The organism is Prochlorococcus marinus str. MIT 9313 (assembly GCF_000011485.1).
Classification (GTDB): domain Bacteria; phylum Cyanobacteriota; class Cyanobacteriia; order PCC-6307; family Cyanobiaceae; genus Prochlorococcus; species Prochlorococcus marinus_D.
The window spans coordinates 2046044-2066953 of sequence record NC_005071.1 but is presented as its reverse complement, the minus strand read 5'-3'; the positions used below and the strand labels follow the sequence as shown (position 1 = coordinate 2066953).

The 20910-nt window shown below is 53.1% G+C and carries 19 protein-coding genes, 1 tRNA gene and 1 other RNA gene; 11 read left to right on the top strand and 10 right to left on the bottom strand.

The features are described 5' to 3' along the window. Nucleotides 1-5 precede the first annotated feature (5 nt). Both fabF and acpP read right to left on the bottom strand, forming a co-directional pair. The gene (gene fabF, locus AKG35_RS10415; protein ID WP_011131321.1) at nucleotides 6-1253 is read right to left on the bottom strand and encodes a beta-ketoacyl-ACP synthase II; all 1248 of its coding nucleotides are present in this window, start codon (nucleotides 1251-1253) and stop codon (nucleotides 6-8) included. A gap of 8 nt (nucleotides 1254-1261) precedes the next feature. After that, on the bottom strand, nucleotides 1262-1504 hold the full coding sequence (gene acpP, locus AKG35_RS10410) for an acyl carrier protein (protein WP_011131320.1): 243 nt from the start codon (nucleotides 1502-1504) through the stop codon (nucleotides 1262-1264). Between the two features lie 138 nt (nucleotides 1505-1642). Here acpP and psaC point away from each other — a divergent pair, with 138 nt between their 5' ends. Both psaC and glmS read left to right on the top strand, forming a co-directional pair. Then, on the top strand, nucleotides 1643-1888 hold the full coding sequence (psaC, locus tag AKG35_RS10405; protein WP_011131319.1) for a photosystem I iron-sulfur center protein PsaC: 246 nt from the start codon (nucleotides 1643-1645) through the stop codon (nucleotides 1886-1888). Nucleotides 1889-1973: 85 nt separating this feature from the next. Further along, nucleotides 1974-3878 carry a glutamine--fructose-6-phosphate transaminase (isomerizing) gene (gene glmS, locus AKG35_RS10400; protein WP_011131318.1) on the top strand — a complete coding sequence of 635 codons (1905 nt, stop codon included), beginning with the start codon at nucleotides 1974-1976 and terminating at the stop codon, nucleotides 3876-3878. Between the two features lie 7 nt (nucleotides 3879-3885). Here the strand turns inward: glmS and AKG35_RS10395 are convergent, their stop codons facing one another. Together AKG35_RS10395 and rimM are read right to left on the bottom strand one after the other, a co-directional pair. After that, nucleotides 3886-5340: a mannose-1-phosphate guanylyltransferase/mannose-6-phosphate isomerase gene (locus tag AKG35_RS10395; protein ID WP_011131317.1), complete on the bottom strand. Its 1455-nt coding sequence runs from the start codon at nucleotides 5338-5340 to the stop codon at nucleotides 3886-3888. 56 nt (nucleotides 5341-5396) lie between these two features. Then, complete coding sequence (gene rimM, locus AKG35_RS10390) at nucleotides 5397-5942, bottom strand: ribosome maturation factor RimM (RefSeq protein WP_011131316.1); 546 nt, start codon at nucleotides 5940-5942, stop codon at nucleotides 5397-5399. 41 nt (nucleotides 5943-5983) lie between these two features. Here rimM and AKG35_RS10385 point away from each other — a divergent pair, with 41 nt between their 5' ends. Further along, nucleotides 5984-6169, top strand: a complete 186-nt coding sequence (locus tag AKG35_RS10385) for an NAD(P)H dehydrogenase subunit NdhS (RefSeq protein WP_011131315.1) — start codon at nucleotides 5984-5986, stop codon at nucleotides 6167-6169. Nucleotides 6170-6212: 43 nt separating this feature from the next. On the opposite strand, the gene rnc is transcribed toward AKG35_RS10385, so the two are convergent. Continuing rightward, a complete protein-coding gene (gene rnc / locus AKG35_RS10380) occupies nucleotides 6213-7058 on the bottom strand; it encodes a ribonuclease III (protein WP_011131314.1) in 846 nt (281 codons plus the stop codon). 59 nt (nucleotides 7059-7117) lie between these two features. Beyond that, nucleotides 7118-7519: RNase P RNA component class A (rnpB, locus tag AKG35_RS12130), an RNA gene on the bottom strand. Between the two features lie 38 nt (nucleotides 7520-7557). Here rnpB and AKG35_RS10370 point away from each other — a divergent pair. The 3 genes from AKG35_RS10370 (at nucleotide 7558) to AKG35_RS10360 (ending at nucleotide 8551) form a co-directional block, all read left to right on the top strand. Then, nucleotides 7558-7631, top strand: a tRNA-Arg gene (locus tag AKG35_RS10370). A gap of 94 nt (nucleotides 7632-7725) precedes the next feature. Then, complete coding sequence (locus tag AKG35_RS10365; RefSeq protein WP_011131313.1) at nucleotides 7726-8055, top strand: hypothetical protein; 330 nt, start codon at nucleotides 7726-7728, stop codon at nucleotides 8053-8055. Nucleotides 8056-8092: 37 nt separating this feature from the next. After that, nucleotides 8093-8551 (top strand): hypothetical protein, encoded by a 459-nt coding sequence (locus tag AKG35_RS10360; protein ID WP_011131312.1) that lies wholly within the window; start codon nucleotides 8093-8095, stop codon nucleotides 8549-8551. 28 nt (nucleotides 8552-8579) lie between these two features. On the opposite strand, the gene AKG35_RS10355 is transcribed toward AKG35_RS10360, so the two are convergent. Then, nucleotides 8580-11105 (bottom strand): glycogen/starch/alpha-glucan phosphorylase, encoded by a 2526-nt coding sequence (locus AKG35_RS10355; protein WP_011131311.1) that lies wholly within the window; start codon nucleotides 11103-11105, stop codon nucleotides 8580-8582. A 120-nt stretch (nucleotides 11106-11225) separates the two neighbouring features. On the opposite strand from AKG35_RS10355, the gene AKG35_RS10350 reads away from it, so the two are divergent. The 4 genes from AKG35_RS10350 (at nucleotide 11226) to AKG35_RS10335 (ending at nucleotide 14775) form a co-directional block, all read left to right on the top strand. Further along, on the top strand, nucleotides 11226-11519 hold the full coding sequence (locus tag AKG35_RS10350) for a hypothetical protein (protein ID WP_011131310.1): 294 nt from the start codon (nucleotides 11226-11228) through the stop codon (nucleotides 11517-11519). Further along, complete coding sequence (locus AKG35_RS10345) at nucleotides 11464-12837, top strand: cation:proton antiporter (protein ID WP_011131309.1); 1374 nt, start codon at nucleotides 11464-11466, stop codon at nucleotides 12835-12837. The genes AKG35_RS10350 and AKG35_RS10345 overlap by 56 nt, the downstream gene beginning before the upstream one ends. A gap of 74 nt (nucleotides 12838-12911) precedes the next feature. Then, on the top strand, nucleotides 12912-13871 hold the full coding sequence (locus AKG35_RS10340; protein WP_011131308.1) for an alpha/beta fold hydrolase: 960 nt from the start codon (nucleotides 12912-12914) through the stop codon (nucleotides 13869-13871). A 7-nt stretch (nucleotides 13872-13878) separates the two neighbouring features. Further along, nucleotides 13879-14775 carry a galactose mutarotase gene (locus AKG35_RS10335; protein WP_011131307.1) on the top strand — a complete coding sequence of 299 codons (897 nt, stop codon included), beginning with the start codon at nucleotides 13879-13881 and terminating at the stop codon, nucleotides 14773-14775. A 278-nt stretch (nucleotides 14776-15053) separates the two neighbouring features. Here AKG35_RS10335 and AKG35_RS10330 read toward each other — a convergent pair whose 3' ends face one another. Both AKG35_RS10330 and AKG35_RS10325 read right to left on the bottom strand, forming a co-directional pair. Further along, nucleotides 15054-16286, bottom strand: a complete 1233-nt coding sequence (locus tag AKG35_RS10330) for a hypothetical protein (protein ID WP_011131305.1) — start codon at nucleotides 16284-16286, stop codon at nucleotides 15054-15056. Nucleotides 16287-16898: 612 nt separating this feature from the next. Beyond that, nucleotides 16899-18125 carry an FAD-binding oxidoreductase gene (locus tag AKG35_RS10325; protein WP_011131304.1) on the bottom strand — a complete coding sequence of 409 codons (1227 nt, stop codon included), beginning with the start codon at nucleotides 18123-18125 and terminating at the stop codon, nucleotides 16899-16901. A 14-nt stretch (nucleotides 18126-18139) separates the two neighbouring features. Between AKG35_RS10325 and AKG35_RS10320 the strand changes: the two genes are divergently transcribed. Continuing rightward, complete coding sequence (locus tag AKG35_RS10320; protein ID WP_011131303.1) at nucleotides 18140-19528, top strand: four-carbon acid sugar kinase family protein; 1389 nt, start codon at nucleotides 18140-18142, stop codon at nucleotides 19526-19528. On the opposite strand, the gene AKG35_RS12495 is transcribed toward AKG35_RS10320, so the two are convergent. Further along, a complete protein-coding gene (locus tag AKG35_RS12495) occupies nucleotides 19412-20857 on the bottom strand; it encodes a (Fe-S)-binding protein (protein WP_011131302.1) in 1446 nt (481 codons plus the stop codon). The genes AKG35_RS10320 and AKG35_RS12495 overlap by 117 nt on opposite strands. Nucleotides 20858-20910: the final 53 nt, after the last annotated feature.

Sequence of the window (20910 nt, the reverse complement as noted above, 5' to 3'; positions counted from 1 at the left end):
GCCGCTTAGGGCATTTGGCGGAAGGCGAGGCAGACGTTGTGGCCGCCGAAGCCGAAGGAATTGGAGAGCACCACGCTTAATCTGTGTTCTCTGGCCATGTTGGGGACATAGTCGAGATCACACTGTGGATCTGGGTTGAGGTAATTAATTGTGGGAGGCACCATGTCGTGCTGAAGGGCAAGCACGCACGCCACAGCTTCAATGCCGCCCGATCCACCAAGAAGGTGACCCGTCATGGATTTTGTGGAGCTCACAGGAATCTGAGAAGCCCTTTCGCCGAGAGCATTTTTGATGGCTGCTGTTTCGTTGCTGTCATTGGCAGGAGTACTGGTGCCATGGGCATTGATGTAATCCACGCTGGTGGGCTCCAGCTTTCCGTCTTTTAGGGCCAGGCGGATTGCTTCTGCACCACCAACGCCGCCAGGGGTTGGGGCAGTGATGTGGTGGGCATCGCAGGTCATGCCATAGCCCACAATCTCAGCATGGATCGTGGCATCGCGATTTTTGGCGTGCTCAAGGGTTTCAAGGACCAGGACGCCAGAGCCTTCACCGATGACGAATCCATCTCGTTCTGCATCGAACGGACGGCTAGCCGTGGTGGGGTCGTCATTGCGGAAGGAGAGGGCCTTGGCACTGGCGAAGCCAGCCACACCTAGTGGTGTGATGCTTGCTTCTGCACCACCACACACCATGACATCCGCTTTGCCGAGTTGCAGCAGCCGGAAGGCATCGCCGATGGCATTGGATCCAGCTGCACAGGCTGTGGCCACTGCTGAGCTGGGTCCTTTGGCCCCCAACGCAATGGCGGCAAGCCCAGTAGCCATGTTGGGGATCATCATCGGCACTGTGAATGGGCTGACCCGACCGGGACCTTTCTCATTCAAAACGTGGGCTTGGGTCTCCATGGTGAGCAGACCACCGACACCTGAACCAATAATCACCCCGATGCGGGAGGAATTTTCCTCTTCGATGCTTAGCCCGGCATCAGCAACTGCCTGCTTGGCTGCTACAACACCGAATTTGCTGAATCGATCCCATCTTTTTGATTCCTTCGCTTCGAGGAAACCGGTTGGGTCAAAGTCTTTGACCTCTGCGGCAAAGCGACATGCATGGGCTGACGCGTCAAACAGGCTTATGGCGCCTACGCCATTGTTGGCTGTCTTCAACCCTTCTAAATAGTCCGCGACCGTGTTGCCAATCGGTGTGACCGCTCCGAGACCGGTGATCACAACCCGATGGAGATCCTCCATCATGCCGATCCTCAGGCTTGCTTGTCTTCGATGTACTTGACGGCATCACCGACGGTCGTGATGCCCTCAGCCGCCTCGTCTGGGATCTCGATATCAAAGGCCTCTTCGAGGGCCATCACGAGTTCCACGGTGTCGAGGGAGTCGGCACCAAGGTCGTTCTGAAAACTCGATTCTGGCTTCACTTCGCCGGCCTCAACACTCAGTTGCTCCGTAACGATTGAACGGACTTTCTCAAGGATCGCTTCCTGGGACATAGCCGTGAAGACGGGACGATGCATCCTACGAGCTGGCGGTAGTGGGGTTAACAACGGTGACGGCAACACGTCGAACTTGTCTCACTAGGAGTCTTGCCAGTTACCGTTACTTCAAGCCTTTTGTTCCGGACCAGGCTCATGTCTCACGCTGTCAAGATTTACGACACATGCATTGGTTGCACTCAATGCGTTCGTGCATGCCCTCTCGATGTTCTCGAGATGGTTCCCTGGGATGGCCATAAATCCGGCCAGATAGCTGCATCTCCTCGCACTGAAGATTGTGTGGGATGCAAGCGATGCGAAACCGCTTGCCCCACTCATTTCCTCAGCATTCGGGTTTATTTAGGCGATGAGACCACGCGCAGTATGGGCCTGGCTTACTGATTTGAGTTCAACGTCTCAGTTTCAGTTGTCCCTGTTTTGCGCATCTACCCCATAAGCTCAGCCCGGCAGGTGCCGGGCTTTTTTTATGTGCGGAATCGTTGCGGTTATTGGCTCTCGTGAGGCGGCCCCGTTGCTGTTAGAAGGGCTTAGGCAGCTCGAATACCGCGGTTACGACTCTGCTGGTCTTGCCACTGTTGAACTGTTAGCTGAGGATGGTTCCAGTCGGCTCACTTGTCAGCGGGCTCAAGGAAAGCTGGTAAACCTCACAGCATGTGTGGAAGAGAAGGGTGCGCCAGGGCATTGCGGTATCGGCCACACCCGTTGGGCCACCCATGGCAAACCTGAAGAGCGCAATGCTCATCCCCATAGGGATGGCTCTGGTCTTGTGGCGGTAGTGCAGAACGGCATTATCGAGAATCACCGTTCTCTCCGCGAGGCACTTGAGGCTGAAGGGGTGAGGTTTGTTTCAGAGACAGATACGGAAGTCATTCCTCATCTCATCTCGCTTGAACTTCGTGCTCTGCAGGTTCAGGACCGTGTCGTGAATGGAAGGATGTTGTTAGAAGCTGTGCAACGGGTGTTGCCCCAGTTGAAGGGTGCCTATGCCCTGGCAGTGGTTTGGGCGGAAGTACCAGGTGCTCTTGTCGTTGCACGCAAGCAGGCGCCGCTGTTGATTGGTCTTGGCGAAGGTGAATTCCTCTGCGCAAGTGATACGCCAGCTTTGGCAGGCTTCACGCGCACGATTCTTCCTATGGAGGATGGTGAGGTGGCCTTGCTCACGCCTTTGGGGATTGAGCTTTACAACGCACAAGGTGAACGGCAGCAGCGAAGCCCTTCACTGCTCAGTGGCGGTGATCAAGTGGCCGATAAACGTCACTTCCGTCATTTCATGCTCAAGGAAATCCACGAGCAGCCTGAGACTGCGGAGCTGTGGGTAGCACGTCATTTGCCTCCAGATCTCTCGTCTGATGAGCCTGTGGCTTTGCCCTTGGATCATTCCTTTTATGCCGATCTAGAGCGAATTCAGATTTTGGCCTGTGGCACGAGTCGTCATGCGGCACTTGTAGGGGCCTATTTGTTGGAGCAGTTCGCGGGGATTCCCACTTCTGTCTTTTATGCAAGTGAGTTTCGCTATGCACCGCCTCCACTAGCACCCCACACACTCACGATTGGTGTGACTCAGTCTGGGGAGACCGCAGATACTCTCGCGGCATTGACGATGGATGCTCAACGTAGGCAGGCTCATGGGGAGCCTGCATTTGCCCCTCGCCAGTTAGGGGTCACGAATCGGCCAGAAAGCTCCCTGACTCGTCAGGTTCCATACATTCTCGACATCGGCGCAGGGATTGAAGTGGGGGTGGCAGCTACAAAGACCTTCTTGGGGCAGTTGTTGGCTTTCTATGGGCTTGCACTGGCATTTGCTGCTCGTCGTCGTCAGCGCTCATTGAGTGAGATTGCCAGCCTCAAAGACGAACTAAGGGCTTTACCGGATCAGCTGCGCTCGCTGGTAGAGCTCCATGATCAACGCTGCGAAGTTTTAGCTAACCGCTTCGCTGATACTCAGGATGTGATCTTTTTGGGTCGTGGCATCAACTATCCCATTGCCCTTGAGGGAGCTCTCAAGCTTAAGGAGATCAGCTATATCCATGCAGAGGGCTACCCAGCTGGGGAAATGAAGCATGGACCGATTGCTTTGCTCGATGCGCGTGTGCCGGTGGTCTCGATTGCGATGCCTGGAGTGGTTTTTGAGAAGGTGCTCAGCAATGCCCAGGAGGCGAAAGCGCGTGATGCAAAGCTGATCGGTGTGGCGCCGGAGTGTCCGGATACGGCCTTGTTTGATGCTTTGCTTCCTGTCCCTGAGGTGAGCGAGTGGATCAGCCCCTTGCTCACGCTTGTTCCGATACAGCTACTGAGCTATCACATTGCAGCTCATAGGGGTCTTGATGTGGATCAGCCACGCAATCTCGCCAAAAGTGTGACGGTGGAATAGCTCAAGCTCAATTGACGATCACGCTTTCACTACGTCCGTAGCGGTCCTCAAAGCGCACGATGTCATCTTCACAGAGGTATGGGCCACTTTGTACCTCAATCAATTCCATAGGCATTCGTCCTGGATTGGTGAGTCTGTGTTTGCAGCCCAAAGGGATGTAGGTGCTCTGGTTTTCTCCTACCAATTGCTTGTCTCCGTCCTTTTCGACTAAGGCGGTTCCCTTGACCACGATCCAGTGCTCAGCACGGTGATGGTGCATTTGTAGTGAGAGGCTTGCACCAGGTTTTAACTCGATATGTTTGACCTGCCAGCGACTGTCTTTCACCACAGAGGTGTAATGCCCCCAGGGTCGATAGATCTTGCGGTGAGCTTTGCCTTCCGGGCTTCCATCCGCCTCCAATTGCTTCACAATCGTTTTTACGTCCTGGGCTTGATTACGGTTGGCAATCAGTACTGCGTCGTCCGTTTCAACCACAACAAGGTCTTCTACTCCTAGGCCTACCACCAGGCGATGTTCGCTACGTAGGTAACAATTTCGACTGCTTTCAGCGATGACATGACCTCGTAGAACGTTGCCGTTCAGATCTCGATCAGTGGTGTTCCATAGGGCACTCCAGCTGCCCACGTCACTCCAGCCAGCATCGAGAGGCAGCACCGTGCCCAGCTCAGTTTTTTCCATGACGGCGACATCGATAGCAACGTTTGGACATTTGGCGAAGGCTTCACGTTCCAGCCGCAAGAAGTCGAGGTCTGGCACTTCCTGCTCCAGGGCAGCACGGCAACAGCTCACCACCTCGGGAGATAGTCGCTCCAGCTCGCTCAGGATGGCGCTCGCTTTGAACATAAACATGCCACTGTTCCAGGTGAAGCATCCATTTGCGAGGAACTGCTCTGCGGCGATGCGATCAGGTTTTTCCACAAACCTGGCAATGGGTACGGCTTTGGGTTCACCGTTGCCGAATGATTCTGCTGCTTCGATATATCCGTAACCTGTTTCAGGGGCGGTGGGCACGATGCCGAAGGTCACAAGTCGCCCGGCTTCTGCGGGGATGCGCCCGGCTTCGATGATATGACGGAACTGGGTTGCATTGCGTATGACATGGTCTGCAGCCAGAACTAGCAGGATCGGATCTTCGCCTCGTTCTGTGGCTTGCAGTGCCGCCACTGTTACTGCTGGAGCGGTATTGCGACCCATGGGCTCGAGCAGGATTGCATTGGGCTCCACATCGATTTGGCGCATCTGCTCGGCCACGATGAAGCGATGCTCTTCGTTGCAGATCAGCAGTGGCGCACTAAGCCCCTCGATGCCTTTCAGTCTTTGTTGTGTTTGCTGAAGCAGCGTTTCTTCACTGGAGCCGCTTAGAGCCCAGTACTGCTTGGGGTAGCTCGCGCGCGACAGCGGCCAAAGGCGGGTACCTGTTCCCCCACAGAGGATTACTGGAATCAGGGGGGGGGTCGCCACGGTTTGCTACTTCAGTGTTCCCAGAATCGCTTAGATATCTTGCTTCTGTCGATTGCTTAGAGCTCTAGCAGTCCAGGAGGTGGGGTGAGTCGGAGCCAGCCTTGATTGAGTTGCACTTCTGGAACGATGGCTTCTACGAATGGAACCAGAACCCGCCTTCCTGTCAGTAATTCGATCTCGAGGAGGTCGTTCCCGGCGGTGGTGAGGTCGATGACATGACCGATTGCAGGGCCTTCGGCTTGCAAACGGGCTTCGAGGCCGACTAAATCAAGCAGGTGAAACTCGCCTTCGGCCAGGCTAGGACGATCACTTGAAGGCACCAGTAGTTTTTGGCCTACAAGCGCTTCGGCCGCATTGCGATTGTTCACCCCAGCAAATTTCACGACATAGAGCGACCTGCCAGGTAGTTGACGTCCAGTCAGCAATTCAATAGGTCGTGGCTCACCGTTGCGTTCTTTGAGCCAGCGTTGACCAGGAAGAGTGAAGCGTTCAGGGAAGTCACTGCTGGGGTTGATGCGTAGTTCACCTTGCATTCCTTGGGCGGCCACCACTTTTCCCACGGTGAGCCAGTCTTCGTCGCCGTTCATGGGCGGAGAAAGCATGTCTGCTGATAATGGCGCTAAGACTGCCAAAAGTTGATCTCATGGCCTCTGTAGAAGCACTGATCTTGCCTGGTTCCAATGTGGTTGTGAATGAGATTCGCTCGATCTACAACGGCTATAGCGGATGTGTGCAACGTATCAGTGGAGATCGAGCTGCGGTCTTGTTTGAGGGGGGGAACTGGGACAAGTTGGTCACGATCCCTCTGAAACATCTTTTGCTGGCTTGAGGTTTTTGGCAGTCCCTTCACTGCTGCCACTGATTTTCTCTAGTCAGCAAGGAGATTGATCTCCATCTTTCAGGAGCATGGCTTTCTGTTCAGTTCGGCTTGAGTTGTCGTTGGCTGATTGGGTGAGTGCCTGTAGTGAGCGGCGAGCTGCCTCTTGCTCGGCATTGCGGCGGGAGCCTCCCCAACCCTCTCCAATTGGCCGATCATCGAGATGAACTTGGCAAACATAACGTTGAGGATCTCCATGTTGCTTGCTGCGTTCTGCACATTCGTAGCGGGGTAGCCCGAGCCCCCTTGCCTGGCTCCATTCCTGCAGCGCGGATTTGCTGTTCAGTCGATGAGGATCGGTTAGCACCGCACTGCTTGCCTCTTGCCAGTGAGGTGTGAGCCAGCGGTGGATTGGCTCAAGGCTTTGCCAGCACTCATAGAGCGCTCCAATCAACGCTTCGGTTGCTTCAGCCTGCAGGGTGGGTTTAGCAGAGGCATCCCCTGCAGCCATGGGTCCGATGATGAGTACTGATTCGATGCCGATACGTTGACCGACTTCGGCTAGCCAGCGATCACTCACAAGGTGAGCTCTTAATGCCGAGCGCTCGCCTACATTCATGCGCGGGAAGTGGCGATCGATATATTCCGAGGCGGCTAGCCGCAGAACTGCGTCGCCAAGGAATTCCAGGCGCTCGTGGTTGATGATTTCTTGAGCTGAGGTGTGCGTCAGTGCTTCATCGATAACGGCTAGACCTCTCGGTTCAGTTCCAGGGCAGCTTTTTGATCGTGCAGGATCCACCAGCGCGAGTTTCTGCAGCAGGTTTTGTAGTTGCTGGACCCGTTCGTTAGAGAGGTTTTTTGGGGTTGTTCGGGATGTTTTCGTCTTCGATCGATGAGTCATCACGCTAAGGATGGATTGTCTGGTCTTCTCTGCAGATTGATCAACAGCGTTAGGGAAGAGGGTGAAAGCAGTTCGTAAGCCGGGTTCTGTTCACTGCTCAAGAGCAGTGGGTGCTCATCTATCTAGGACCGCCGTTACCGACGGCCTCAAGCGGCGCATTTATGTGGAACGTGGCAGATGGCCAGCCATCGCCCCTTGGCCTTGCTCCCAACCGGGGTTTACCGAGCCAGCACCTCTCGATGCTGCTGGTGCGCTCTTACCGCACCTTTGCACCCTTGCCTGTGCCCGGAGTAGAACCCCATGAGGCCATCGGCGGTGTTTTTCTGTGGCACTCTCCTCACGGTCACCCGCACTGGGCATTACCCAGCAAGTCTGGCCATCGGGGAGCCCGGACTTTCCTCAACCAAGCTCGTCTTGCCAAGGGCAATGACAACTTGATCGCGAACACCTCACCTGCTTTCAGCTTCCATCATGCATTGAGGGCATAATTCCCTGTGATGGGGCTGTAGCTCAGCCGGATAGAGCGACGGTTTCCTAAACCGTAGGTCGTGGGTTCGAGTCCCGCCAGCCCCGTTTTTTGCCAACTGTTCGCGGTAGCCGGTACTACATCTGGTGGGCTAGGCAAATGCCACGCTCTCGCTAGTGTTGATTCGGTGGATCAGGCGTCATGACCCAGCTTCACGATCTGCGGCTACGGCTACTTGTGCAGCAGGAAAGCGAGAGCATTGCAAATTCACAGCCCATGGACCTGGACCTCTCTGTGGTTCAGGCACGCTGCCTCTGTTGGTTGGCTTTATTGGCTGAGGCTCATGAAGATCAGGCCAGTGATGCTGAACGTCGAGGTGATACAGAGCAGGCGATGGGTTGGTTTGCTGATTCGATGCGACTGCGCGACGTGATCCAGGTGGTGTCCACCATTGAGATTCCCTTGCCGGCTCCAGGCGATACAGATTCGGGGCAGGGCAGTTTTTCAAGCGAGCCTCCTCTTGCGGCTTAGTAGATGGCATGATGGGATCTGAGCTAGACGGAGTGCGGTGCCTGAAGAGCCCTGTCAATGCCCGGACTGTCAAAGGTTTTACCGGGAGCATGATCGGCTGATTCGTGAGTGCCCTACCTTGCGTCATCAGCAGGAGCTCAATTGGGCTGCTTTGCAGTCTTTTCGAACACTTTCTGGTCGTGTTCTTGAAGATCTGCAGAAGCAATATGGCTCCCAAGCCAATGAGGCTGCTAATACTCACGCCACTCCTGTTAGTGGGGGAGAAGAGCCAGCTGATGCAATCCAGCAATCGATCGCTGATTTGGAGAACATCAATGCGCACCTGTTTTCCATCGAAGCCCTGATGGAACGCATCTTTGATGTGAAGGTGCCAGAAGCTGTTGAGCAGAAATTCCGAGAACTTGCAGGTGAACTAGCTCCAGATCCTCTCAATGCAGATCGGCTTCGCCTCAACCGTCTTCTGCATCAGACCCCTGATTTGCCTGATCGCAATTAGCTTTCCTAATCCATCGTTTATTGATTCTTCAGGGCACATCGCAGGTAATTTCTACAGGGAAGGGCTCAGCTTTCCAGATTGTCTGACAGTAGTCTTGGATTGAGCGGTCTGAGGAGAAGAAGCCAGTCCTTGCCGTGTTTAACAGTGACATCCGGTTCCATTGTTTCCGGTTGGTCCAGGCTTGGTTGACCTCGTCCTGGGCGCGCAGATAATCGGCGAAATCCGCTAATACGAAGAATGGATCGAAGCCAGTTAGGTTGTCGAGCAGGGGGCGGAACAGTTCTCCATCGCCGTTGCTGAAATGGCCAAGGCCGATCAGCCTTAAGGCTTCCGCTAGCTCGGGCAAGGTTTCAACAATTTGCCTGGGTCGATAGCCCTTGGTTTGGAGTTCCATGATTTCCGTCTCGGTTTTGCCAAACAGGAAGAAGTTCTCAGGGCCGACTCGCTCACGGATTTCAACGTTGGCACCATCAAGGGTGCCGATGGTGAGAGCTCCGTTCATCGCGAACTTCATGTTGCCGGTGCCTGAAGCTTCCTTGCCTGCGGTTGAGACCTGTTCGGAGAGGTCTGAGGCGGGATAAATCTGCTCAGCGAGTTTTACGTTGTAGTCAGGTAGGAAAACGACCCGAAGGCGGCCCTCCATATCGGGATCAGCGTTGATTGTTTCGGCAATGCCATTGATGAAGCGGATGATCAGTTTGGCCATGTAGTAGCCAGGTGCTGCCTTGCCTCCAAAGATCACGGTGCGCGGAGCCATTCCATTGGCCTGGCCGTTCTTGATGCGCAGGTAGTGGGTGATCACCTGCAGGGCATTGAGGTGTTGGCGTTTGTATTCATGGATTCGTTTGACCTGCACATCGAAGAGGCTCGAAGGATCCACCAGAACACCGGTTTGTCGATGGATGTAACCGGCAAGTTTGCGCTTCACCGAAAGTTTGGTTGCTCCCCATTGCTCTAGGAAGGCGGTGTCATGTTGCCGCTCCTCCAGCTTGGTGAGTAATTCCATGTTGGTGATCCATTCAGGACCAACGTGTTCATCGAGTAGTCGTGAGAGGGCTGGGTTGGCAAGGGCTACCCAGCGCCGTGGCGTGACGCCATTCGTGATATTGGTGAATTTCTCCGGCCAGATCTCAGCGAATTCCGGCATCAGCTGTCGCTTCAAAAGATCAGAGTGCAACGCCGCAACACCGTTCACATGATGGGCTGCAATGGTGGCCAAGTTCGCCATGCGCACGGCCTTGCCACCATCCTCATCGATGATCGACAATTTTCTCTGGATCGCATCATTGCCTGGGTAACGCAGGCGTACCTGTTGTAGGAAGCGGCGGTTGATCTCATAGATCAGCTCAAGGTGGCGGGGCAGCAGGCTGGCAAAGCGAGTGAGATCCCACTTCTCTAGGGCTTCTGGCAACAACGTGTGGTTGGTGTATGCGACTGAGCGGGTCGTGATGTCCCAGGCGGTGTCCCAATCCAGATAGTGCTCATCAATGAGCAGTCGCATCAGCTCTGCTACCGCAATCGCCGGGTGGGTGTCGTTGAGCTGAACGGTCCAGTGATTAGGGAACTCTTCAATGGGAATGCCTCGGTTTCCAAGACTGCGCAGCATGTCTTGGAGTGAGCAGCTCACAAAGAAGTGTTGCTGCTTGAGGCGCAGGCGGCGTCCTTCATCGGTGCCGTCATTGGGATAGAGCACCTTGGAAAGGGTTTCTGAACCAACCTTTTCTTCCACAGCGCCGTAGTAGTCACCGATGTTGAAGGCGTAGAAATCAAAGCTTTCAGTCGCGTCTGCTCGCCAGAGGCGTAGGCGGTTACAGGTGTTGACCCGATAGCCAAGGACCGGCACATCGTGGGGAATTCCGATGGCATGCTCGGAGGGGATCCAGCGTGAGCGGTAGTTGCCCTTGCCGTCGGTGTAGCTCTCGGTGCGACCACCAAAGCCTACGAAGCAGGCCTCCTCGGGTTGGGGGAGTTCCCATGGCCAACCACCCTTGAGCCATTTGTCTGTGACCTCTACCTGCCAGCCATCTCGGATCAACTGGTTGAAGATGCCGAATTCGTAGCGGATTCCATAGCCGATAGCTGGCACCTGCAGGCTGGCCAGTGATTCCATGTAGCAGGCGGCAAGACGGCCTAGACCTCCATTGCCGAGACCGGGCTCTTCCTCGACCTCAAGGATCTGATCGAGTGATTCGATCCGGAAGCGGCGTAAAGCTTGCTCTGCGATTTCTTTCGAGATGCCAAGGTTGAGCAGGTTGCTGTTCAGCTGCGGACCGATGAGGAATTCAGCAGATAGATAGGCCACCGTCTTGTGGGGTCTGGCTCGGATTGCCTCAAGACTTGCCAGGTAGCGAGTCATCAGCCGATCCCGCACGGCATAACTCAGGGCCATGTAGAGGTCATGGTTACTTGCTGTGGGAGCAAGTTTTCCGAGGGTAAAGAACAGATGTTCTGTCATGCCGTCGAATACAGCATCGGCATCCAGCCCGGCTCGTTCAGGGTCGGCGAAGCACCCCGGAGTGGGCAGGCGTAGATCTAGGGGGTGGGAGCTGCTCATGACGGCGGAGAGAAAATAATGTTGGAGGGCTGGAGGCTCTCCTTGTAAGGGGTATTAAGGGAACGAGTAATCAGGCGTAGCAGGAGTCAGTGGCCAATCGGCAGCTCAAAAGGTGTCAAGGTGATTGATTTGTTCATCCTCGTCACGTGTGTTGAGGATGCTCATCCTCTTGAGGCGAAGGGTTTAGGCCATCGAACCCAGCTGGGGAATCTCTGGAAGTTAGCTGCGATGTGCGGCTTGTTTGCCCTAGCAACCGCACATCAACACCTGCAGGTTCTCCTCACGCTTCGTTTTGAGCCCACCAAAGCAGGATTTGCCTTTCCTTTAATCTCGCTCACAAAGACTGAAATCCGGCTCCATGGTTTTGCATTCAGTGTTGTCCGTGCTGAGCAGCCACGACGTGGAGGTGGCTGAAACTTTGATCGGTGTGCTGAATTTCCTGCTGATTTTTGTTGCAGCACGCACTCTGGCTGAGCTTTTGGTGCGTTTGCATCTACCTACGATCGTCGGCGAACTGCTGGCAGGGGTTCTGATCGGGGCCTCAGGTTTGCATCTATTGGTGCCGCCGAGTACTCATTCTCATTTGAATGAGGGTTTGGTCAGCCTGATCAGCGCTTTGGCCTCGATTCCTCCTGAGGCAGTACCAGACCTCTATTACGAAACCTTCCCCTCTCTGCAAGCGGTTGCCACGCTCGGCTTGTATGCCCTGCTTTTCCTCACCGGGTTGGAAAGTGAGTTGGAAGAGTTGGTCGCTGTAGGAGTCCAGGCCTTCACAGTGGCCATGGCTGGCGTGGTGCTGCCTTTTGCCTTAGGCACCTTTGGTTTGATGGCTCTCTTCCAGGTGGAATTGATCCCGGCGATTTTTGCTGGTGCTTCGATGACTGCTACCAGCATCGGCATCACTGCCAGTGTGTTTGGCGAACTCGGTTATCTCAAAACGCGAGAGGGCCAGATCGTGATTGGTGCGGCTGTGCTTGATGACATCCTTGGCATTGTGATCCTGGCTGTTGTTGTGGCCTTGGCCACAGGAGGCAACCTCGAGATTGCCCCGATTGTGAAACTTGTCGTAGCAGCGACAGTGTTTGTGGTCTTAGCAATCGTGCTTAGCCGTACTGCGGCTCCAGCCTTTGATTGGGTGATCGACCGACTTAAAGCGCCTGGAGCGGTTGTTGTGGCCTCGTTTGTGATTCTTGTGCTGTGTTGCTTTATCGCTACGGCGATTGGTTTGGAAGCCGCTTTGGGGGCCTTTGCCGCTGGATTGATCCTCAGCAGCTCGAAGAACAATCACGCGATTCAGCAGTCGGTTTTGCCGATCGTGACCCTCTTCGCCACGATTTTCTTTGTTTTGGTTGGCGCTGGCATGGATCTTTCAGTGATCAATCCTCTGGATCCTGCGAGCCGCTCTGCACTCGTTGTGGCTGGATTCCTGGTTGTTGTAGCGATTGTGGGCAAGATTGCTGCTGGTTGGGCTTTCTGGATTGACAAACCCACCAATCGTTTGGTTGTTGGTCTTGGAATGATGCCTCGCGGTGAAGTTGGTTTGATTTTTCTTGGGCTGGGTACAAGCGCCGGACTGCTTTCTCCTTCTTTAGAAGCTGCCGTTCTATTGATGGTGATTAGCACCACCTTCCTTGCACCGTTGCTTTTGCGTTTGGTGCTTAAAGACAAAACGCCTGGAGGCGGCAACTCCATCCCTGATGACGTTGCTGCCAATCCTGTTGGCCTGGTTTAGTGCAGCTTTTTTGATTGCATAGCCCTGATAAGTAAAAGAATTGCCTACCATCAACTTTCGCCACCGTCGCCGTTGTGACGTCAGCTCCATCTGCCGTTCTTAATGCTTCCTGGAGCCATCTGGGGCACGATGTTCATTGCTTACAACGCATCCCAGATCAGGATGTTGAGCATGGGGGACGCCAACGGCCGGCATTGTTGTTGGTGCATGGCTTCGGGGCTTCTACCGATCACTGGCGCCACAACATTCCAAAGCTTTCTCTCACCCATGAGGTGCATGCCATAGACCTGCTTGGCTTTGGTCGTAGTGCCAAACCTGGTGGGCTCGATTATGGCGGGGACCTTTGGAAAGACCAGTTGGTTGCATATGTCAATGAGCGGATTGGAAGGCCCACTGTGATTGTTGGCAATTCGCTGGGAGGTTATGCAGCCTTGGCTGCAGCTGCTGCTCTTGAATCGCAATCGGCCGGAGTGGTTTTACTGAATGCTGCTGGTTATTTCAGCGATGAGAAGTTTTCTCCAAAACCAAAAGACATGAGTTCGAGGCTTCGCCAGATGATTGGGCAAGGTCTTTCAAGGGATCTTGTGGTGAAGTGGTTGATATATCCCTTGATCCAGAGAATGATCTTTGAGAATCTGCGCAGGCCTGGTGTCATTCGCAGGACTCTCCAGCAGGTTTATATAGACCCTGCCAATGTTGATGATGATCTAATTGAGTCGATTCGTAGGCCTTCTCTCGATCCAGGCGCATTCCAAGTGTTTCGCAATGTTTTTCAGGCACGTGGGCTTAGGGGTAAGGCTATTGATGAATTGTTCAATGACTTGCAAGCTCCTCTTTTATTGCTCTGGGGTGATGGTGATCCTTGGTTGAGGAATGCAAAAGCCAAGCAAGATAAGTTTCGCACATATGCCAGAGAAGCTTCTTTGGAAGTGAAAGAGGTGCTTTTAAATGCTGGACATTGCCCTCATGATGAGGTGCCTGACTTGGTGAATTCTGAATTACTGGAGTGGCTAAATGGTTTGAGTATTGCTTAAATTAGGAATGATTGACGGCGATAGTTCTCCTCTTCTACGCAAGCAGAGTCCCTATCCTCATTGGCAGTATCTGCACCCAGAAAGTGGTGATCGTTTGCGGATTGTGCCTGAGCGAGGTGGTTTAGTCACTGATTGGTGTTGTAACGGCCATGAGCTGCTCTATTTGGATCAGGAGCGTTTTGCAGATCCAGAGAAAAGTATTCGCGGAGGCATTCCAGTGTTGTTTCCCATCTGCGGAAACCTGCCAGGTGATTTATTACCCTTGCCAAGTGGTGAGTTCATTCTTAAACAGCATGGTTTTGCTAGGGATCAGCCTTGGGAATTACAGTTATTAGAAGATCACAGTGGCGTGAAGCTTAGCTTTGTTGATAGTGAAGAGACGCGTGCTGCTTATCCATTTTCTTTTTTGCTTGAGATGGTGGTGCGCCCTATTCGCAATGCTTTAGAGATCGACGTAAATGTACATAACCGTAGTCAAAGTGCGATGCCCTTCAGTTTTGGTTTACACCCTTATTTCAAGGTGACTGATTTGAACAAGGTTCGCCTCGAAGGCTTGCCAAATTCATGTCTCAATCATTTGCAGATGGCAGAAGCTGAAACCGCCATCCAATTGGCAGCTTTAACTGAGGGGGTGGACTTCTTGACTCGCCCTGCGGGGCCAGTCACCCTTGTGGATGAAGCCTCTGGGAGATCTCTGCAGCTTCAGCATGAGAATCCCATGGATCTCACTGTTGTGTGGACTGATCCGCCGCGGCAGATGTTATGCCTTGAACCTTGGACTGGTCCGCGGGAGGCATTGATTAGTGGTGATCGCAAGTTGGAGATCGAAGCTGGTGGCCAGCAGAGGCTGAGATGCTCCTTTTCAATAAATCTTGAGAAAACTGTTCGTGCGGCTAGTTGTTAACAACATCTTTGGATTAGAAGGTGGCAACGACTCCGAGGGGCTCCAGCCTTCATGTGTTCTAAATCGTCGAGGACGGCTGGAACACCTTGTGTAAAGCTTCCTGGAGTTTTTAATTTCCAAATCCTGGAGGGGTTGATCAGGCAGTGGAACGCCGCCGACTTGATCAGCGACGACTCGGCTGGAAAACGGAACACCACTGCTCAAGATTGCTGATCTTGCTGCTAATAAAAAAATACCCCGTGCGAGACGGGGCATGAATGTTTTAAGGATCACATAATTTATCTGCCAGTAATTACTTCTCTAAGAGCTTCATCCCTATAAAGATTAGCCGTGGTTCCTTGCGATACTTTATTATTTCGATAGAAGGAGAAAACCTTGTTGTTGTTACCATCGATTGCAATTCCAACAATATCACTTGGCGAATAGCCTGGTGGTAATTTGTATTCGTATGGCTTCCTAAACTTGTCTAGATCGTTAGTCGTTCCAGACGAAACCATGCCATTCTTGTAAAAGGCATATACGTGGTTATCGTCATCATCGAGTGCCATTGCTACAATATCCTTAGGCGAATAACCTTTGGGCAATGAATATTTATATGGAGCGCGATGCTTGCTAAGATCATTTGTGCTTCCAGAAGTAACGATTCCATTGTCGAACCAGGCGTAACTGCTATTGATGTCACCATCAATTGCCATGCCTACAATATTGGAGCTGGAGTAGCCATTCCTAATGGAGTACTTGTATGGAGAACGATAGTTATGAATACGCGTGCTTGAACCTGCAGTAACAGTTCCATCTTTATACCATGCAAAGAAATGATTGTTGTCTCCATCAATCCCAATCCCTACGACATCCTTTGAGTTATATTTATCATTTCCAAAACCATTGTAGTTATTGGGACTACCTTTCAGGATGCATGCCTCAATTTGTGCAGGAACAGTATTTGGATGCAGTGGGTGATGAATATCTTTAATATGTTTAAATCCACTATAGTGCATTAGCGCATGGGCAATTTTGCTAGCAACTCTCTTGGTTGTATTAGTATCAACAAAGCTATGATCGAATTTAATGTAACCTCCTTTTTTGCCTAGCCATTTGGTGGCTGCCTTCATAACGGGTTTGCCTTCAGAATTCTTGTCAAAAACATTTCCCATTCCAACGTAGAAAATCGCAATAGGGAGCTCGAACCGCTTTGATAAAAAGCTTACGATTTTAGCTGGTCCATGTCTTTTATGCTCAATAAGATAAGCTTTATCCATGCATTGAATAAGGCTTTGCTTTTGTAACTTAACGTGCAGTCTCAAATGCACATGGGCTGCTGTAATCTTATCCTCAAGCCCAAAGCCGCAGTTGTGGACGCACCAGCCCAACCCCATTGCGTCTGCGAATGCTGGAGCCGTAGACAACCCCAAAATTGTGCCAGCAACTCCGATGGTAAAAGCGCTCTTTGTAAGACTGCTTTGATAGAAAGCTGAACTGAGAGACTGAAGCTTAGTTTTGCAGGAAGTCATTCTTTATAGTTTTTAATTGATAAAAGTCTTTTCCTCCATGGAAACAATATCGGTTGAAACTTTGAAGGGTATATGTTCTGCCTTACATATTGCTGTGATCTTGCTCACATTAATTCTAAAAGTAAGCTGAAATTTTTGTAGTTGTTATGTTTTCGTCGCACACCTTCTATGTTTTGATTTAGGATTGGTATGGAATGAAATTAAGCCAGATTTAGTTGAGGGTCCGTGAAATCAAGCAATAGCATCTATTCCAAGCAAACTTTTCAGTTGCGAATCTCAAGAGGCTATTGTATGGCCACCATTTACTCTTTGGCAATGACAAAAGATCTAGATTAAGGATATTATTCCACCTCCTTATGACTGCCTTGAATTCAGAAAGCCAATGCTCCGGAATTCAGCTCATATGACTATTCTGATATCAAGATCATCGCTTTCTTTTTTTCTCATGAGCCTTGGTAGTTTGCTCATGACAAGTCTGCAAAATTCTTCGCCTATTGCCACTTGGATCTGCATGAAGTGAATGATTAAGTGCTGCATTTATTAGATGCAATTATTGCATCTAATAATCATCCTCGGCTTTCGCACCTTAGTATAATTGCCTTTCGTTATTTGTTATCCAGCAACTCCTGGCAATCGGCCTCTCGCTAGCTGTTGCTTTGGATCGAATTGTTGCTTCACAGCTTCAATCAGTGGCCTTGATGGTGCATCCAGCCAAGCAGGCAGGTGATCGCCAGCTTGGCTGGGTTGCTGCAGGAGCGTGAGCTGGCCGCCGAGGCGAGCAATCTCGAGGCGCAGCGCTTTGAGATCCTCGCTTTGGCTGATCCCTTTGGCGTTGTCTGCTGATATTTGCCAGCCGTCGCCGATGCCAGCGCCAGCGGCAAGCTGCCAATGCCAGCCGTTGAGAGCTTGCAGTTCTTTGCTGGCGATCAGCCGGTGAATGTTGCTTGGTTGCAGCGCTACCCGTACCAGCCAATGGTTGCTATCGAAGGATCCTTCAGATGGGTGTGGCTCTTGATGGGGGCCGAGCCAGTCGAGCTGTTTTGTGCCCAGTTGATGTTGATTGGCGAGGGCTTTGAGATGGCCTATTTGGTCGTTGACGGCTTGATCGCTCACGCTGGCCACACCGATGTTGAGATGCCAGTTTGCTAAATCTGTTTTGATCCAATCGCAGTATTCCGGGGTGAAGCTGGTGCGCAATAGTGCAGCTCGCCATGCTTCCAGCGCTTCCAGAGAACCATCAAGGCGAAGGCCGATGTGTGCTGGGCGGATTGGTTGGCAGCGCAGAGTGAGTTCCGTGATCAGAGCCAAGCTGCCCCAACTGCCGCACAGCAGGCGCATGAGGTCATAGCCAGCCACGTTTTTGACTACCCGGCCTCCAGCATGCGCAGCAATGCCATCGCTACGCAGGAGTCCGATTCCGATCAGTTGGTCGCGGATACCAAGATGCCGCTGTCGCAAACCGCCGGCGAGGCCACGAGCCACCAACCCGCCCACACTGCCAGCACTGTTGGGATCTGTGTTGGCTTGGCTTCCCCTGGGCCAGTTGACGGCTAGCCATTGATGGTGTTCTTTCAAAACCATTTGTAGCTCTGCCAGCGGCAGGCCTGCTTCAACAGTGATCGTGAGGTCGTCGACAGCGTGATCAAGGATGCGCTTGAGACCACTCACACTGATTGGTTGTGAAGGTATCTCCACAGGCGGCCCCCATTGCAGACGGCTGCCAAGACCACAGGGCAGCCAGGGGGTTGCCGCTGCATGCAGCTCTGCAACAAGAGCGGCCAGCTCCTTTGCCGTAGCAGGTGCTGGCACGTTGGCGGTATCGGCGAAGAACGTTTTCACGTCACGATGGTGCCATGAAGATTGTGGTGCTTGATGACGACCCCACCGGCTCCCAGACTGTGCATGGCTGTCTGCTGCTGCTGCGCTGGGATGTTGATGTGTTGCGGGATGGGTTGCGCCACCCTTCGCCACTCTTGTTTGTGCTGGCCAACACACGTGCGTTAGCCCCTGATCAGGCGGCATCCCGCAATCGTGAGATTTGTTCTGCTTTGCGGCAAGCATTCGCGGCGGAAGGGATGTCAGCAGCGGAAGTTGTTGTGGTCAGTCGCGGTGACTCCACGCTGCGCGGTCATGGCGTTTTGGAGCCTGAGGTGATCGCTGAGGAGCTCGGCCCCTTCGATGCGACGCTGCATGTTCCTGCCTTCCTCGAAGGAGGGCGCACCACGGTGAATGGCGTGCATTTGCTTGATGGCAAGCCGGTGCATTTCAGTGCTTTTGCCAAAGATCGCTTGTTTGGTTACAGCACCAGTGATCTCCCTGCTTGGCTAGAGGAGAAAAGTGGTGGGCAGATCCGAGCGCAAACTGTTCAGCGCCTCTGCCTTGCGCAGTTGGATGCGGCTGTTGAAAATCAAGATGCTGCGAAGCCATTGAAAACAGGCCGCACAGAGTTGCGTCGTTGGTTGGCTCGGCTTCATCACAATCAGTCTGTGGTGGTGGATGCGGAGCGTTCTGAGCAATTGCTGGCCTTAGCAGAAGCGGTAAGGCAGTTGGTTGGTCATAAGCGTTTTCTGTTTCGCTCTGCAGCAAGTTTGCTCAATGCTTTGGCAGATCTTGTACCTCAACCTCTTGCTGCTGATGGTTTGGCTGGCATGCGACGTAGCGATCACTCAGGTCAACGATGGCCTGGGTTGGTGATGGTTGGTTCCCACGTTCCTCTGGCTGATGCTCAGTTGGAATGTTTACTCGAGGCGCCAGAGTGCATGGGGGTGGAATTGCCAGTTCCCCGCTTGGCGCAGATCTTGCAGAGGGGCTTTTCTGATGGGCGCTTGGCTGATTTGGAGCAGCATTGCTTCAATCAGCTTGGTGAGGTGCTTGCCATCGGTCGTACACCGGTGTTGTTCACGAGTCGTGGTGAATTGGATTGCTCAACATCAGCTGCAAGGCTGAGCTTTGGCGTTGCTTTGGCTCAATTGATGGCTCGTCTGGCGGCTGCTCTTGCGCCGAGGTTGGGCTATTTGATCAGTAAGGGTGGAATTACAACCCATACTCTGTTGGCAGAAGGGCTGGGCTTGGAGATGGTGCAGCTGGAGGGGCAAATCTTGCCAGGCTTGTCGTTGGTGCGGCCTTTAGCTGGAGATGGCTTGGTTGATCTGCCGATCCTGACCTTCCCCGGAAATCTTGGTGATTCTCAAACCCTTTTGGATGCCTGGCGATTGATGGAGGCCGGCAGCACAGGCCAGTAGTTCCATTGGATGGGCGACTGCCACATCACCATCCAGATGGCGGCGGAGTTGCAAGGTGCAGCCAATGTTGGCGCTGGCAATCAGCTCAGCTCCAGTGTTGCTGAGGTCAGCAACCTTGATTCTCCCCAGCTCGGCAGCTTCTTGAGGGTTGACCAAGTTATAAATTCCGGCGCTTCCACAGCAAACTCCGGCTTCTGTGGCTTCGCTCAAAACTAGATGTGGAATGGCCTTCAATAGTTTTCTTGGTTGGGCTTGGATTCCTTGGCCATGAATCATGTGGCAGGCATCGTGGTATGCAACTTTCAGAGGAGTTTGGGGGCTTGCAGGCTGTCCATTGTGATGGGTAAGAGGCTGAAGGCTTTGCTGAAAGTTGCTGGCGAGGCCGTGTTCCGCAAGGAATTCATGCACATCGAAGACGGGAATGTTGAACCCTTTTTTCTCATTGAGGAGTTCGCCGTAGGCCTTCATGGTGTGGCCACAGCCCGAGGCGGCCACCAGCACAGCCTCTAAGGGCTCGGCTCCAGCAGGTCGCCCTGGGCCGACAACATTGGCAAAGCTTTTGACAAGCTTCTCGGCTAGCTCTCGGGTTTGGTTGAGTTGCCCCTGGTGGTGGGAGACGGCGCCGCAGCAGCCTTGATCTTTTGGCACAACGACTTCAAAGCCATTGGCTTGCAGCACGGCAATAGTGGCTTGGTTCACGTTGGGATCGAAGCAACGTTGCACACAGCCAAGAACAAGCCCCACTCTGCTGCGGCGTTGACCTGTTGCGGGGTGGAGAACCTGCAGATCATCCTGAAAATTTTCTGCTGCAAGAGTAGGCAACAAGGCCTCCATCGCTTCCAGTTGGGGCCCAAGAATTTTGTTGATGCCTAGGCGGCGGCTGAGCGCTTGTATTGGTGTCCCCGCGTAGGCACGCAAAGGTTGCAGAAGGGCGCGCAGTCGGCCGGGATAGGGGAGCAACTTCAGTAGAACTTGACGAAAGTGGTTCTGGCAGGGGCTGCGAAGTTCTGCTTGGTTCAGTAAAGGGCGCGTCGCCTCGATGAGCTGGTCGTAGCGAACTCCTGAGGGGCAGGCACTCACACAGGCAAAGCAACCTAGGCAGGAGTCGAAGTGGCTAGCGACGGTGGCATCAAGCTCCAGCTCACCGTTGTCGATAGCCTTGAGGGTGTGGATTCGCCCTCGCGGTGAATCCATTTCAGTGCCTAACACTCGGTAACTTGCGCAGGTTGGCAGGCAGAAACCGCAGTGCACGCAGGGGTCGGTGGCGTCTGCTGGGAGGCTGCTCAGGGCCTTGTCAGTTTGGTTTGGCGTGACGTCAACAGAAGTCATGCTTTGAGTCTGGCGACTTCCATGCCGCTCTGTCGCATGCTGGCAGGATGTGC